A 13,718-nucleotide genomic window follows, 5' to 3' on the forward strand; every position below is an offset into this window, starting at 1 on the left:
GAGCCGTCAACATGTCGCAGCCCGGCCTGCGCGAAGTCGAGCACGAGATCACGGTCTCGGCCCCGGCCACCGCCGTCTACCGGTTGATCGCCGAGGTCCGGAACTGGCCCCGGATCTTCCCTCCGACCCTCTACGTCGACCACATCGCCGAAGGCGCCGGCGAGGAGCACATCCGCATCTGGGCCACCGCCAACGGCGAGGCCAAGAACTGGACCTCCCGCCGCACCCTGGACCCGGCGGCCCTGCGCATCACCTTCCGCCAGGAACTGCCGGCCCCGCCGGTCGCCGCGATGGGCGGCGCCTGGGTCATCGAGGAGCTCTCCGCCGGCGAGTCGCGGGTCAGGCTGCTGCACGACTACCGGGCCGTCGACGACGACCCCGCGCACCTCGCCTGGATCGACGAGGCCGTCGACCGCAACTCCCGCTCCGAACTCGCCGCGCTCAAGACCAACCTGGAGCTGGCCCACGCCACCGAGGACCTGACGTTCTCCTTCGAGGACACGGTCCAGGTCGCCGGCTCCGCCAAGGACGTCTACGACTTCGTCAACGAGGCCGCCCTGTGGCCCGAGCGGCTGCCGCACGTGGCGAGCGTACGGCTGACCGAGGACACCCCCGGACTGCAGGAACTGGAGATGGACACCCGGGCGAAGGACGGGTCGCTGCACACCACCAAGTCCTACCGGGTCACCTTCCCGCACACCCGGATCGCCTACAAGCAGACCACCCTCCCGGCGCTGATGACCCTGCACACCGGGTACTGGACCTTCGCCGAGAACGACGGGGGCGTGGCCGCGTCCTCGCAGCACACCGTGACCCTGAACACCGCGAACATCGCCGCGGTGCTCGGCGAGGGGGCGACGGTCGAAGACGCCCGGCAGTACGTGCGCACCGCGCTGAGCACCAACAGCCTGGCCACGCTGGGACACGCCAAGGCGTACGCCGAGAAGAACAGGGACTGATCATGGCTGGGGACTACACCGACACCCAGGTGATCGTGGTGGGCGCAGGACCGGTGGGGCTGCTGCTCGCCGGGGAACTGCGGCTGGCGGGCGCGGACGTGGTGGTCCTCGAAAAGCTCACCGCGCCGACCACCGCATCACGGGCCTCCACCCTGCACGCCCGCACCATGGAGATCCTCGACACCCGCGGCCTGCTGGAACGGCTGGACGACGTCCCGCACGACCCCGTCGGCCACTTCGGCGGGATCCCCCTCGACCTCAGCCTCCCCACGCCCTACCCGGGCCAGTGGAAGGTCCCGCAGACCCGCCTGGAAGAAGTGCTCGGGCAGTGGGCCGCCGACCTCGGCGCCGACATCTGGCGCGGCCACGAACTGACCGGGCTGACCGCCACCGCGGACGGGGTCGTCGCCGACGTCCGCACCGACGACGGCACCCGGCTGACCGTACGGGGCGCGTACGCCGTCGGCTGCGACGGCGAGAACAGCGCCGTACGGCGCCTCGGCGGCTTCGAGTTCCCCGGCACCGACGCCGGCCGGGAACTGCTGCGCGCCGACGTCGAGGGCATCGACATACCGGCCCGCCGCTTCGAACGCCTGGAGCAGGGCCTGGTCATCGCCGCCCGGCGCCCCGACGGGGTCACCCGCGTCATGGTCCACGAATTCGGGAGCGCACCCCGCGCCGGAGCGCCCTCCTTCCAGGACGTCGCCGACACCTGGAAGCGCATCACCGGCGAGGACATCGGCTCCGGCACCCCGCTGTGGGTCAACTCCTTCGGCGACGCCTCCCGCCAGGCCGCGCACTACCGCCGCGGCCGGCTCCTGCTCGCCGGGGACGCCGCGCACCAGCAGATGCCCATCGGCGGCCAGGCCCTCAACCTCGGCCTCCAGGACGCCTTCAACCTGGGCTGGAAGCTGGCCGCGCTGCTGGACGGACACGGCGGCGAGGAGCTGCTCGACAGCTACCACGAGGAGCGGCACGCCGTCGGACAGGCGGTCCAGAGCAACGTCCGGACCCAGGCGCTGCTGCTGCTCGGCGGCCCCGAGGTCGACGCCGTCCGGGAGGTCTTCGCGGAACTCACCGGGCACGAGGACGTACGCACCCACCTCGCCGCGGCCGTCTCGGGCCTCGACGTGCGCTACGAAGCGGGCCCCGGCGACGGCCCGGTGCTGGGCCTGCGCGCCCCCCGGTGCGCAGCGGTCACCGGCGACGGCACGACCACCACCTTCGCGCTGCTGCGCTCGGGGCAGGGGCTGCTGCTCCTCCCGGCGGGCGACGAGGCCCGACGGGAGGAACTGCGCGCCCTGGCGAAGCCCTGGACGGACCGGGTGCGCCTGGCGACGGCGCTGCCCGCCGAAGGACCGGCCGGCGCGGCCGGCGCGGACGCCACCGCCGGCACCCTGCTGATCCGGCCGGACGGCCACGTCGTCTGGTCCGACGGCCCCGGGGAGGCGGGACTCACGGCCGCCCTGGAACGGTGGTTCGGGCCCGCGTCACCCCGTACCACACGCCCGGCCGCCCTGCCCGAGCCCTCGTCGGCTCCGGCGCACCGGCCGCAGGAGCGGCGGACGAAGGCCGCGACCTCGACGACGGCCGCGACCTCGACGGCGGGCAAGAGGAGGAACGGCACGGAACGGCTCAGCGGCCGTACCGCGCTGGTCACCGGATCCAGCCGGGGCATGGGCCGCGCCGTGGCGGGGCGGCTCGCGGAGGAGGGCGCGCTCGTCGCCGTCCACTACGCCACCGACGAGGCCGCCGCCCACGAGGTCGTCGCCTGCGTCGAGCGGGACGGCGGCCGGGCCTTCGCCATCCGCGCCGAACTGGGCGTCGACGGCGACGTCGAGGGCCTCTTCGCCGACCTGGAGGAGGGGCTGCTGGACCGGACGGGCAGCACCGACCTGCACATCCTGGTCAACAACGCGGGGGTGATGGGCGGCACCAGCGCCGCCGAGATCACCCCCGAGCACTTCGACCGGATCTTCGCGGTCAACGCCAAGGCCCCGTTCTTCCTGATCCGGCGGGCACTGCGGAACATGCCCGACGGGGGACGGATCATCAACATCTCCTCCGGCCTCACCCGCTTCGCGAACCCGGACGAGATCGCGTACGCGATGAGCAAGGGCGCACTCGAACAGCTCGCCCTGCACTTCGCGAAGTCCCTGGGCCCGCGGAACATCACCATCAACTCCGTGGCCCCCGGCATCACCCGCAACGGGAACCCGGTCTTCGACATCCCCGAGGCCGTCGAACAGATGGCGGCGCTGTCCGCCTTCAACCGGGTCGGAGAACCGGAGGACATCGCCGATGTGGTGGCTTTCCTCGCGACCGACGAAGCCCGCTGGATCACCGGCTCGTTCGTCGACGCCACCGGCGGCACGCTGCTCGGCTGACCGCCGCCGCGTACCGCCCCCCGAGGCCGCCGGCGTGAAACACCCACGCCACGCCGGCGACGGGCGGCCCGGCCGGGGAACCCTCCCCGGCCGGGCCGCCCTTCACGTTCCCCACACCCCACGTCGAAGCGGGAGCATGCACTCCTCGACCACCTCCCCGGCCGGGGCCGGGCGGAGCGGGACCCGCTGGGCCCTGGTCTCCGTACTCTCCGCGAACATGCTGATCGACGCCCTGGAGGTGTCCGCGACCGTCGTGGCGCTGCCGCGGATCGGCGACGGCCTCGGGCTGGCGGTGCCCGGGCTCCAGTGGATCGTCAGCGCCTTCGCCGCCGGGTTCGGCGCGCTGGTGCTCCTCGGCGACCGGCTCGTCGAACGCCTGGGCCGGCGCCGGGTCTACCTCGCCGCCCTCCTCCTCTTCGCGGCGGTCTCGCTGGCCGGCGCACTCACCGACAGCGCGGCGGTGCTCATCGCCACCCGGGCCGTCAAAGGCGGCTGCGTCGCGCTCACCGCTCCCACCGGACTCGCCATCCTCGTCTCCGCCGTCCCCGAGGGCCCCGCCCGCCGCCGGGCGGTCTCCCTCTACTCCTTCTTCGGCGCCGCCGGGTTCTGCGCGGGCCTGCTGCTGTCGGGCCTGCTCACCGGCGTCGGCTGGCGCTGGACCCTGGCCTTCCCGGCCCCCGTCGCACTGCTGCTGCTCGCCGCGGGCCTGCGGCTCGTCCCACGCGACGGACCCGCCCCGCGGCCCGCGGCGGGCGCCACCCGCCGCGCGCTGGTGGCGGGCCTCGCCCTCGGCGCCGCGGTGACGCTGCTGCTGTACGGGCTCTCCTGCGCCGTGGGCGCCGGGCGCGAACCCGCCCGCGCGGGCGCCGCCTTCGCCGGGGCGCTGCTGGCCGGGACCGTTTTCGTAGCGGCCGAACGGGCCTCCCCGCGCCCACTGGTCGCCGCCGGGCTGCTGCGGCACGCACCGCTGGTGCGTTCCGCGATCGGGGCGGCCACCCTCAACGGCTCCTACGTGGCCTTCCTGCTGGTGGCCGCGCTGGACCTGCACCGGGTCGGCGCGACCCCCTGGCAGACCGCGCTCGCCTTCCTGCCGGCCGGCGCCCCGCTCGCGGTGAGCGCCCTGTACTCGGCCCGGATCGCGCTGTGGCTCGGACCCGCCCGGGCGGTCGCGGCGGGCGCCGTCGCGGCGCCGCTCGGCTACGCGCTCTACCCGCGGGCCGGCCCCGTCGGCCCGGGCTTCGCCGACCTGCTGCCCGCGACGGGCTGCGTCGGCGCCGCCTTCGTCCTCGCCTTCACCGCGCTGCACCTCCAGGCGACCGGCGGGCTCCCGCCCGGGCACCGGCAGCCGGCCGGCGCGCTCTACCAGACCTGCGTCCAGCTGGGCGCCGCCCTGACGGCCGTCCCCGTGGCCGCGCTGTACCCGGCGGACCGGGGCGCGGCGCTCGCCCTGGTCACGGCCGTCGGCCTGACCGGCGCGGGCGTCGCACTCAGCGCCCTGGCCGGCCGCAACCGACTTCCCCACCTCCCCGCCCCCGGGCGTACGGGGACACCCGTACGCCCTGAACGGAAAGCATCATGACCACACTTCACATGTCGCACACCTATGAAACGGACAGCGGGCCGGTCCACATCAGCCCGCCCGACGTCACCCTGCTGCACACCGTCGGCAGGCACGAGCGCACCCGGATGCTGGAGCAGTACGTACGCGAGGAGCTCGGCCGCATCCTCGGCATCGAGCCGCACCGCGTCGACACCACGGGCCGCCCGATGGGCTGCCTGGGCATCGGCTCGATCTCCGGAATCGAACTGCAGTACCGGATGGAGGCGGTGCTGGGCGTCGACCTCAACCTCCAGCGGCTGCTGACGGCGAACAGCGCGCAGGAGCTCATCGAATGCCTCGTCGGCCAGTTCGGCCCGGAGTCGCACCTGCACGGGGCAGCGGTGCCGGCATGACGACGACCACCCTGCGGCCGGCCACCCGCCCGACCGTCAACCACCTCGACCTGCCCGACGCCGACTTCACCCTCTCCCCGGACCGGGTCGACCTGTGGCTGGTGCGCCGCCCCACCGGGGCCGACGCCGAAGCGCTGGCCGTCGCGGAACTGGACGCGCAGGAGCGCAAGCGCACGGACGCCTTCATCAGGCGCTCCGACGGAATGCTCTACGCGGCCGCCCACGTCGCGGTGCGCCGGCTGCTCGGCCGCTACACGGCGACGCTGCCGCAGGACGTGCGCTTCATGCGCGAGCCCTGCCCGGGGTGCGGCGAACCGCACGGCCGCCCCGCGCTGTCCCCGCCCCCGCCACCGCTGCACTACTCCCTCTCGCACAGCGGGGGAGTGGCCCTGGTCGGCGTCGGCACGGTGCCGCTCGGCGTCGACGTGGAGAAGCTGCCCGGAGTGGAGACCGTCGACATCTGCTCGAAGGCGCTGCACCCGGACGAGCAGCTGGAGATCGCCCGGGCCGCCGCCGGCGAGGCCCGACGACAGCTCTTCGGCCAGATCTGGACTCGAAAAGAAGCGTTTCTCAAGGGACTCGGGACAGGGTTGAGCCGCTCACCCGCCGAGGACTACCTCGGCACCGACCACGACCGGCACCCGGACGACTGGACCATGGTCGGCATCCCCGCCGACACCTCCCACGCCGCCGCCGTGGCGGTGGCCGGGACCGCCCCCGCGGTGGTCGACGTCCGCTGGGTCCCCGACAGCTGGCTGGCCGCCGGAGGTTCCGTGTGCGGTGCGTCCGCCCCCTGGCCGGACCGCACGGCACTCGCCAGTTGACCGCAGATTAAGGACGTGACCGGATGACCCGTACCGCCTTCGTATTTCCCGGGCAGGGCTCCGAATGCGCCGGCATGGGCAGGGAGCTGCTCGCCCGGCGTCCGCAGCTCGCCGACACCTACTTCCGCGCCGCCGACGACCTCCTCGGGATCCCGCTGGCCAGGATCTGCCGGGACGGATCCGACCGGGACCTGGAGGACCCGGTCGTCGCGCAGCCGGCCGTGTTCCTGACGAGCCTGGCGGCCCTGGAGGTGCTGCGCGGCGAAGGCCTGGAGCCGCACGCGGTAGCCGGGCACAGCCTCGGCGAGTACATGGCGCTGGTCGCCGCCGGGGTCCTGGAGTGGACCGACGCGCTGTGGCTGGTCCGGCTGCGCAGCGAACTCGTCGCCACCGTCGGCGACCGGGTCGGCAGCGCCACCGCGGCCGTCATCGGCCTCAGCCGCCGGGACCTGGTGAGGCTGTGCGCCGAGTCCCGTGCGGCGACGGACCAGGTCGTCGAGGTGGCCGGGGACAACGAACCCCGCCAGACGGTGGTGTCCGGGGAGGCCGGGGCGGTGTCCCACCTCACCGAGGCCGCCCGCGCGGCCGGGGCACGGGTGCGGCCGCTGCGGACCGGCGGCCCCTTCCACTCCAGCCTGTTGCGCGAGGTGGAGGCGGAGTTCACCGAGACCCTGATCGCCACCGACTTCCGTGACCCGCGGCTGCCGCTGGCCTCCAGCGTCACCGGGGGGCGCATCGAGACCGCCGCCGAGGCCGTCGTCGCGCTGCGCGGCCAGCTGACCCGGCCCGTGCGGTGGACGGAAGCCGTCGCGACGCTCGCCGACGCGGGCGCCGACCGGTTCGTGGAGGTGGGCCCGGGCCGGGTGCTGGGCGGCCTGGTCCGGCGCATCCTGCCGGACGCCCGCGTCCACACGACGCGGACCGCCGCCCCGTCGGTGGCCGCGGCGCCGGACGCGCCGAGCGACACCGCGGTCTGACCAGCGGCCCCGCGGGGCCGTCGAGACGAGGAGCACCCTGTGACAAGACACGATCCCGGCCGGTTCGTCCGCGAGGTGGAGGGCCGGCCCGACACCGACGAACTCGCGGCCCTGACCGCCGTCGTCCTCGCCCGGGCCGCGGCCCACGAGGGCCAGTACGGCGGCACGGCGGGCGCCGGGCCCGCCCCCGCGAACCGGCACCGGCTCCGGCGCGACCGCACCGCCGGCCGCGCCCACACCTGGCGGGAAGACCCCGCCGCCCCGCGGCCGGCCTAGGGCCGTCTCTTCCGGATCTTGCCTGACCCGCGCCGCCCGGCACCGCACCTCGCCGCGTTGTCGGGGCGCCGGAGTACGTCCAGTACACCGGCGCCCCTCCGCCTTGCGAGGCACGGCGCCGGACGACGCGGGCTTGACCGGCAAGATCCGAAAGAGACGGCCTAGACCGACCGAGGCTTCGTACGACCGGCGACAGGTGAGCGCCGGGAAGGGATCACGTCATGAACATCCACAAGGGCCTCGTACTGGACGAGACCGTGAAGTTCCATCAGGACACCCAGGCCGACCGGCCCTTCGTCCCCGGCACCACCGAAATCTGGCCCGCCGGCGCGGTACTGGACGAGCGCGACCGCACGGCGCTGGTCGAGGCGGCCCTGGAGATGCGGATCGCCGCCGGACCCAGCTCGCGCCGGTTCGAGTCGCGCTTCGCCCGCAAGCTGGGGCACCGCAAGGCACACCTGACCAACTCCGGTTCCTCCGCCAACCTGCTGGCCATGACGGCCTTCACCTCGCACCTGCTCGAGGACCGGCGCCTGAGGCGGGGCGACGAGGTCATCACCGTCGCCGCGGGCTTCCCCACCACCGTCAACCCGATCATCCAGAACGGACTCGTCCCGGTCTTCGTCGACATCGAGCTGGGCACCTACAACACGACGGCGGACCGGGTCGCGCAGGCGATCGGCCCCAAGACCCGCGCCATCATGATCGCGCACGCCCTGGGCAACCCGTTCGAGGTCGCGGAGATCGCCCGGCTCGCCGCCGACCACGACCTGTTCCTCATCGAGGACAACTGCGACGCGGTGGGCTCCACGTACGACGGGCAGCTCACCGGGACGTTCGGCGACATGACGACGGTCAGCTTCTACCCGGCCCACCACCTGACCATGGGCGAGGGCGGCTGCGTGCTGACCTCGAACCTGGCGCTCGCGCGGATCGTGGAATCGCTGCGCGACTGGGGCCGGGACTGCTGGTGCGAGCCGGGCGAGACCAACAAGTGCCTCAAGCGCTTCAAGTACCAGATGGGCACCCTCCCCGAGGGCTACGACCACAAGTACATCTTCTCGCACGTCGGCTACAACTTGAAGGCCACCGACATCCAGGCGGCACTCGGTCTCACCCAGCTCGACAAGCTGGACGACTTCTGCGAGGCCCGCCGCCGCAACTGGCGCCGGCTGCGCGAGGGCCTCGACGGCGTGCCCCACCTGATCCTGCCCGAGGCCACCCCGCGCAGCGACCCGAGCTGGTTCGGCTTCGCCCTCACCGTGGACCCCGCGGCGCCCTACACGCGGGCGGCCCTCGTGGACTTCCTGGAGGACCGCAAGATCGGCACGCGGCGCCTGTTCGCCGGGAACCTGACCCGGCACCCGGCCTACATCGGCGAACCGCACCGCGTGGTCGGCGACCTCACGAACAGCGACATCGTCACCGACCAGACCTTCTGGGTCGGGGTCTACCCGGCGCTGACCGACGAGATGCTCGACTACGTCGTCGCGTCCGTCAAGGAGTTCGTGCAGTCCCGGACATGACCGAATCGACCGACGATTCCCGAACAGGAGCGGCCATGCCATCGATCCACGACGAGATCGCGGATCTGTCCGCGCAAGTACGGGTCCTGCGCGACCGAGCCGAGCTGCGGGACCTCTTCGACCGCTACGTCGGCGCCCTCGACACCGGGGACCACACCGACCCCGGGGCGGTGGCGTTCGACGAGCTCTTCACCGAGGACGCCGTCTTCGCCTTCCCCGTCGGCACGTGCACCGGCGTCGAGGGCTTCGCCGTGCTGCGCCGGGATGCGGGGGCGCGCTGGTCGCGCACCCACCACATCAGCGCCAACCACGACATCCGCCTCGACGGCGACCGGGCCACGCTGCGGGTCCAGCAGCTCACCCGGCACCTCCACGGAGCCGGCGACGGGCGGCCCGGCGAGCAGCCCTCGGCACCCTTCGAGGTGGGCGGGTACTGCCGGGCCCGCGCCGTGCGCACGGCGGCCGGCTGGCGGCTGAGCCACGTCTCCTTCCACGTCGTGTGGGACGCCGGGGACCGCCTGCCCGAGCTGACCGGGGTGCAGTGGTGAGCACCGGGATCACCGGCTACCTCGTCCCCGCACGCCGTGAACCGGTACGGGAACCCGTACGCGACCACGCGCGCCAGCGCGCCGCGCTCTGGTTCCCCGAGCTGGTGTACCCCGCGCCGTGCCACCCCGGGCCGCCCCTGTCCACGCTGCTGCGCCGCCGGGCCGCCTGGGGGATCGCCCTCGTCCGGGGGCGCGCCGCCCGCCGCGGCCGCTGACCGTTCTCGCGCCCAGCTTCCCCCAACGCCCTTGCGGATGGGGTGAGTTACCCGGTCCCTGACCGTCTCTGACACGGACGTGAGGAAGGTTGACACGGATCTGACATAGACCCCGTTGACCCACGGATCGGTACCAACGAGGCTTTTGGAGAGCATCCCGCGACGTGTACCGAAAACCGTCATACCGGGGCACGTCCCTCCGTAGTACTGCCCGCAAGTGTTCTGTTCATTCGGTTTCACCCTGAAGAGGAATACACATGAGTGACGTGAAGGATCTGGTGCAGGTCGCCGGGATCATCGACGCCGAAGAGGCCGCTCTGCTGGCCGAGGAGGGCGTCGACTGGTTCGGGTTCCCGCTCCGCCTCCCGTCGGGCAAGGACGACATCTCCGAGGTGGCGGCGACGGAGATCATCGGCAGCCTGAAGGCCCCCCAGGAGGGCGTCCTCATCAGCTACATGACGGACGCCGACGAGATCAGCGCCTTCACCACTCAGCTCGGCGTCAAGGCCGTCCAGCTGCACGGTGACGTGGAGCCGGAACAGCTGCGCAAGCTCAAGGCCAACCGTCCCGACCTGTACGTGCTCAAGAGCCTGGTCGTGAAGGAGGACAACGCCGAGGAGCTGCTCCAGCTCGTCGACGACGTCGCCGACTCGGTGGACATGTTCATCACCGACACCTTCAACCCGGCCACCGGTGCCAAGGGCGCCACCGGCCTCACCCACGACTGGAACGTCAGCGCCGAGCTCGTGCGCCGCTCCCCCAAGCCCCTGATGATGGCCGGCGGCCTGAACGCGGAGAACGTCGCCGACGCGATCCGCTTCGTCAAGCCGGCCGCCGTCGACGCCCACACGGGCCTCGAAGGCGCCGACGGCCGCAAGGACCGCGCCAAGGTCGCCAAGTTCGTGGCCGAGTCGCGCAAGGCGTTCGCCGAGATCGCGGCCGAGAGCGCCTGACGCCGACGGCACCGCCCGACCCCGTGGTTGCGGCCGCCCCGGGGCACCCCCACCGGGCCCGGCCGCAGCCCGTCTCCACCGACCGACGAGATAGCAGGTTCTCATGGCGACCGGCCACCACAACGTCCACCCGCTTCCGCAGACCAACCAGCTGCGGGCGATGCACACCATCATCCGAGACCGTGACGCCTCGCGCGCGGACTTCGTCTTCTACTCCCGGCGCATCATCCGCCTCCTGCTCGAATCGGCGCTGGATCTGCTGCCGTTCGACAAGCAGAAGGTGACCACGCCGGTCGGCGAGACCTTCGAGGGGTTGAAGTTCACGCCGGACCTGTGCGCCGTGCCCGTGATCCGGGCCGGGGACTCGATGGTGGACGAGCTGCGCGCCCTGGTTCCCAACATCCGCGTCGGCAAGATACTCATCCAGCGCGACAAGACCACCAAGCTCCCGCAGTACCTCTACCAGAACCTCCCGGACGACATCGCGCACCGGCAGGTACTGCTGCTGGAGCCGATGCTCGCCACCGGCGGCAGCGCCAACGCCGCCATCGGCCTGCTGCTCGACGCGGGCGTGCGCGAGGAGAACATCGTGTTCGTCAACTTCCTCGCCGCGCCCGAGGGCATCGAGGCGGTCCACGCCAAGCACCCCGCCGTCAAGATCGTCACCTCGTCGGTCGAAGAGCGGCTGAACGAGAACGCGTTCATGATCCCCGGCATCGGTGACTTCGGCGACCGCTTCTTCGGCACGACCGACTCGGCCGTGGTCCGATGAAGAGCCGCGCGCTGTCCGACTCGGCGCTGACCGCGCTCGCACCCGCCATCTGGGGTTCGACGTACCTGGTCACCACCGAGCTGCTCCCGGAGGGCCGCCCGCTGCTGGCGTCCCTGCTGCGGGCCCTGCCCGCCGGCCTGATCCTCGTACTCATCGGCCGGACGCTGCCCCGCGGCATCTGGTGGTGGCGTGCGCTGGTCCTGGGCGTCTTGAACATCGGCGCCTTCTTCTACCTGCTGTTCGTCGCGGCGTACCACCTGCCGGGCGGGGTCGCGGCGCTGGTGATGTCCATCCAGCCGATGATCGTGCTCCTGTTGGGGGCCCTGCTGCTCAAGGAGAAGATCAAGCAGATCCACCTGGTCGCCTGTGCGCTCGGCGCCGCCGGTGTGGCCCTGCTGGTCCTCCAGCCGAACGCCGGCCTGAACGCCACCGGGGTCATCGCCGGTCTGCTGGGCGCGCTCAGCATGGCCTCCGGCATCGTGCTGACCAAGCGCTGGGGCCGCCCCGAAGGGGTGGGCCTGCTGACCTTCACGGGCTGGCAGCTGACCGTCGGCGGACTCGTGCTCCTGCCGGTCGCACTGATCGGCGAGGGCCTGCCCGACACGATCACCGGCAAGAACCTCGCCGGCTTCGCCTACCTCGGCATCATCGGCGCCCTGTTCGCCTACGCGATCTGGTTCCGCGGCATGGAACGGCTGCCCGCGCTCGCCGTGTCGTTCCTGAGCTTCGCCTCGCCGCTCGCGGCCACCCTGCTCGGCTACTTCGTCCTCGGCCAGGCCCTGTCGCCGCTCCAGCTCGTCGGTGCCCTCACCGTGGTCGCCGCCGTGATCCTGGCCCAGCCGCGTCCGGGCCGGGCCAGGAGGCAGGCGGCCAGGGCCAGTGCGCGGGAGCCCGTCGACGCCTGACGCGCCGGAGCTCCTCCCGAACTCCCGGCCCCGCCGAAACCCCCCTGGTGGGGGCCGGGAGAGGTGGTGGCACACCGAGGTCTCCCCCGTCCTCGGTGTGCCACCCGTCCGCCACCGATCAGGAGAGGAACCGAGTCCCGTGCCCCACATCCACGTCCGGCACTACCCGAGAGACTTCACGGCCGAACAGCTCCGGGCGATCGACGACGCGGTCACCTCCGCGGTGATGCGGACCTTCGCCACCGGCGAAGAGACCGTCTCGATCTCGCTGGAGCCGGTCGAACCCGAGGACTGGGACGCCCACGTCCTCACCGAGATAGCGGCCCGCCGGGACCTGCTGGTCAAACCGCCCGGCTACTGGAACGAGAAGTGAGAGACCTTCGATGAGCGCAAGCAGCGGCATCCCCGTCGTCTACACCGAGGAAGTCCGTGAGGCCCTCCACGACGGCGCGGCCGTCGTCGCCCTGGAGAGCAACGTCATCACGCACGGCCTGCCTTACCCCGACAACGCGGCCACCGCCCGCAAGGTGGAGGACGCCGTACGGGCCGGCGGTGCCGTACCCGCGACGATCTGCATCGAGGCGGGCGAGATCCGCGTCGGCATGTCGGACTCGGACATCGAGCGCTTCGCCTCCCTGCCGGACATCCCCAAGGTCTCCAGCCGGGACATGCCCCTGGTGCTGGCCAAGGGCGGCCTCGGCGCCACCACCGTGGCGTCCTCCGTCGTGGCGGCCGAGCTCGCGGGCATCCCCTTCTTCTCCTCCGCGGGCATCGGCGGCGTGCACCGCGGCGCGCAGGAGACCTGGGACGTCTCCTCCGACCTCATCCAGTTCACCCGCTCCAAGGTCGCGGTCGTCTGCGCCGGAGCGAAGATGATCCTCGACCTCGGGCTGACGCTGGAGTACCTGGAGACGCAGTGCGTCCCGGTCGTCGCCTACCGCTCGGACGACTTCCCCGCCTTCTACTGCCGCACCAGCGGTCACCGGGCGCCCCACCGCCTGGACGACGAGCAGGTCATCGCCCGCGCCATCGAGGCGCACTGGGCGCTGGGCAACAACAGTTCCTTCCTGATCACCACCCCGGTCAGGGAAGAGGACGCCATCGACTCCACCGAGGTCGACACGGCCATCCGCGCCGCCGTCGCCCGGGCCACCGCCGACGGGGTCTCCGGCCAGGGCATCACCAAGTACCTGATGCGGGCCGTGGACGCGGCCACCGACGGGCGTTCGGCGCGCGCCAACATGGCCGTCCTCGCCTCCTGCGCCGAGGCCGCGGGCCGCCTGGCCGTGGCCCACGCCGCGCACCTCGCCGAACGCGCGGGCCGCTAGCCCCGAACGCGCGGGCCGCCGGCCCCCGTCCGGCCCGGGCTCCGTCCCGGCCACCGCGCCACGCCGCCGTACGTCCGCACCACGACATGACCTCA

The 13,718-nt window shown here is 72.7% G+C and carries 15 protein-coding genes; all 15 read left to right on the forward strand.

Going from position 1 to position 13,718, the window contains the following annotated elements; genetic code table 11:
• Nucleotides 1-11: 11 nt before the first annotated feature.
• The 15 genes from OHA81_RS33555 to OHA81_RS33625 all read left to right on the forward strand — a co-directional run bounded on the left by OHA81_RS33555 (nucleotide 12) and on the right by OHA81_RS33625 (nucleotide 13,623).
• Nucleotides 12-959, forward strand: coding sequence for an aromatase/cyclase (locus OHA81_RS33555; RefSeq protein WP_329203033.1), 948 nt, complete (start codon nucleotides 12-14; stop codon nucleotides 957-959).
• Between the two features lie 2 nt (nucleotides 960-961).
• On the forward strand, nucleotides 962-3,346 hold the full coding sequence (locus OHA81_RS33560; RefSeq protein ID WP_329203035.1) for an SDR family oxidoreductase: 2,385 nt from the start codon (nucleotides 962-964) through the stop codon (nucleotides 3,344-3,346).
• 136 nt (nucleotides 3,347-3,482) lie between these two features.
• Nucleotides 3,483-4,925: an MFS transporter gene (locus OHA81_RS33565; RefSeq protein ID WP_329203037.1), complete on the forward strand. Its 1,443-nt coding sequence runs from the start codon at nucleotides 3,483-3,485 to the stop codon at nucleotides 4,923-4,925.
• A complete protein-coding gene (locus tag OHA81_RS33570; protein WP_329203039.1) occupies nucleotides 4,922-5,299 on the forward strand; it encodes an acyl carrier protein in 378 nt (125 codons plus the stop codon). The genes OHA81_RS33565 and OHA81_RS33570 overlap by 4 nt, the downstream gene beginning before the upstream one ends.
• Complete coding sequence (locus OHA81_RS33575) at nucleotides 5,296-6,123, forward strand: 4'-phosphopantetheinyl transferase family protein (protein ID WP_329203041.1); 828 nt, start codon at nucleotides 5,296-5,298, stop codon at nucleotides 6,121-6,123. The genes OHA81_RS33570 and OHA81_RS33575 overlap by 4 nt, the downstream gene beginning before the upstream one ends.
• Nucleotides 6,124-6,146: 23 nt before the next feature.
• Complete coding sequence (locus OHA81_RS33580; RefSeq protein ID WP_329203043.1) at nucleotides 6,147-7,100, forward strand: ACP S-malonyltransferase; 954 nt, start codon at nucleotides 6,147-6,149, stop codon at nucleotides 7,098-7,100.
• Nucleotides 7,101-7,139: 39 nt separating this feature from the next.
• Nucleotides 7,140-7,376, forward strand: a complete 237-nt coding sequence (locus tag OHA81_RS33585; RefSeq protein ID WP_329203045.1) for an acyl-CoA carboxylase epsilon subunit — start codon at nucleotides 7,140-7,142, stop codon at nucleotides 7,374-7,376.
• Nucleotides 7,377-7,597: 221 nt separating this feature from the next.
• Nucleotides 7,598-8,902 carry a lipopolysaccharide biosynthesis protein RfbH gene (gene rfbH / locus OHA81_RS33590; RefSeq protein WP_329203047.1) on the forward strand — a complete coding sequence of 435 codons (1,305 nt, stop codon included), beginning with the start codon at nucleotides 7,598-7,600 and terminating at the stop codon, nucleotides 8,900-8,902.
• A 35-nt stretch (nucleotides 8,903-8,937) separates the two neighbouring features.
• Nucleotides 8,938-9,450: a nuclear transport factor 2 family protein gene (locus OHA81_RS33595; protein ID WP_329203049.1), complete on the forward strand. Its 513-nt coding sequence runs from the start codon at nucleotides 8,938-8,940 to the stop codon at nucleotides 9,448-9,450.
• Nucleotides 9,447-9,665 carry a hypothetical protein gene (locus OHA81_RS33600; RefSeq protein ID WP_329203051.1) on the forward strand — a complete coding sequence of 73 codons (219 nt, stop codon included), beginning with the start codon at nucleotides 9,447-9,449 and terminating at the stop codon, nucleotides 9,663-9,665. Before OHA81_RS33595 ends, OHA81_RS33600 begins: the two co-directional genes overlap by 4 nt.
• 266 nt (nucleotides 9,666-9,931) lie before the next feature.
• Nucleotides 9,932-10,618, forward strand: a complete 687-nt coding sequence (locus tag OHA81_RS33605) for a phosphoribosylanthranilate isomerase (protein ID WP_329203378.1) — start codon at nucleotides 9,932-9,934, stop codon at nucleotides 10,616-10,618.
• Between the two features lie 103 nt (nucleotides 10,619-10,721).
• Entirely contained in the window at nucleotides 10,722-11,390 is a 669-nt protein-coding gene (gene upp, locus OHA81_RS33610) for a uracil phosphoribosyltransferase (protein ID WP_329203053.1), read from the forward strand.
• Nucleotides 11,387-12,295 (forward strand): EamA family transporter, encoded by a 909-nt coding sequence (locus OHA81_RS33615; RefSeq protein ID WP_329203055.1) that lies wholly within the window; start codon nucleotides 11,387-11,389, stop codon nucleotides 12,293-12,295. The genes upp and OHA81_RS33615 overlap by 4 nt, the downstream gene beginning before the upstream one ends.
• Before the next feature lie 139 nt (nucleotides 12,296-12,434).
• Nucleotides 12,435-12,668, forward strand: a complete 234-nt coding sequence (locus OHA81_RS33620; RefSeq protein ID WP_329203057.1) for a tautomerase family protein — start codon at nucleotides 12,435-12,437, stop codon at nucleotides 12,666-12,668.
• A gap of 10 nt (nucleotides 12,669-12,678) precedes the next feature.
• Nucleotides 12,679-13,623 carry a pseudouridine-5'-phosphate glycosidase gene (locus OHA81_RS33625; protein ID WP_329203058.1) on the forward strand — a complete coding sequence of 315 codons (945 nt, stop codon included), beginning with the start codon at nucleotides 12,679-12,681 and terminating at the stop codon, nucleotides 13,621-13,623.
• Nucleotides 13,624-13,718 lie beyond the last annotated feature (95 nt).

It is taken from the genome of Streptomyces sp. NBC_00667, assembly GCF_036226825.1.
Classification (GTDB): Bacteria; Actinomycetota; Actinomycetes; order Streptomycetales; family Streptomycetaceae; genus Streptomyces.

Excerpts from the sequence above, each read along its gene's own strand:
- OHA81_RS33555 (WP_329203033.1), top strand. The coding sequence starts at position 12 with ATGTCGCAGCCCGGCCTGCGCGAAGTCGAGCACGAGATCACGGTCTCG.
- OHA81_RS33560 (WP_329203035.1), top strand. The coding sequence starts at position 962 with ATGGCTGGGGACTACACCGACACCCAGGTGATCGTGGTGGGCGCAGGA.
- OHA81_RS33565 (WP_329203037.1), top strand. The coding sequence starts at position 3,483 with ATGCACTCCTCGACCACCTCCCCGGCCGGGGCCGGGCGGAGCGGGACC.
- OHA81_RS33570 (WP_329203039.1), top strand. The coding sequence starts at position 4,922 with ATGACCACACTTCACATGTCGCACACCTATGAAACGGACAGCGGGCCG.
- OHA81_RS33575 (WP_329203041.1), top strand. The coding sequence starts at position 5,296 with ATGACGACGACCACCCTGCGGCCGGCCACCCGCCCGACCGTCAACCAC.
- OHA81_RS33580 (WP_329203043.1), top strand. The coding sequence starts at position 6,147 with ATGACCCGTACCGCCTTCGTATTTCCCGGGCAGGGCTCCGAATGCGCC.
- rfbH (WP_329203047.1), top strand. The coding sequence starts at position 7,598 with ATGAACATCCACAAGGGCCTCGTACTGGACGAGACCGTGAAGTTCCAT.
- OHA81_RS33595 (WP_329203049.1), top strand. The coding sequence starts at position 8,938 with ATGCCATCGATCCACGACGAGATCGCGGATCTGTCCGCGCAAGTACGG.
- upp (WP_329203053.1), top strand. The coding sequence starts at position 10,722 with ATGGCGACCGGCCACCACAACGTCCACCCGCTTCCGCAGACCAACCAG.
- OHA81_RS33615 (WP_329203055.1), top strand. The coding sequence starts at position 11,387 with ATGAAGAGCCGCGCGCTGTCCGACTCGGCGCTGACCGCGCTCGCACCC.
- OHA81_RS33625 (WP_329203058.1), top strand. The coding sequence starts at position 12,679 with ATGAGCGCAAGCAGCGGCATCCCCGTCGTCTACACCGAGGAAGTCCGT.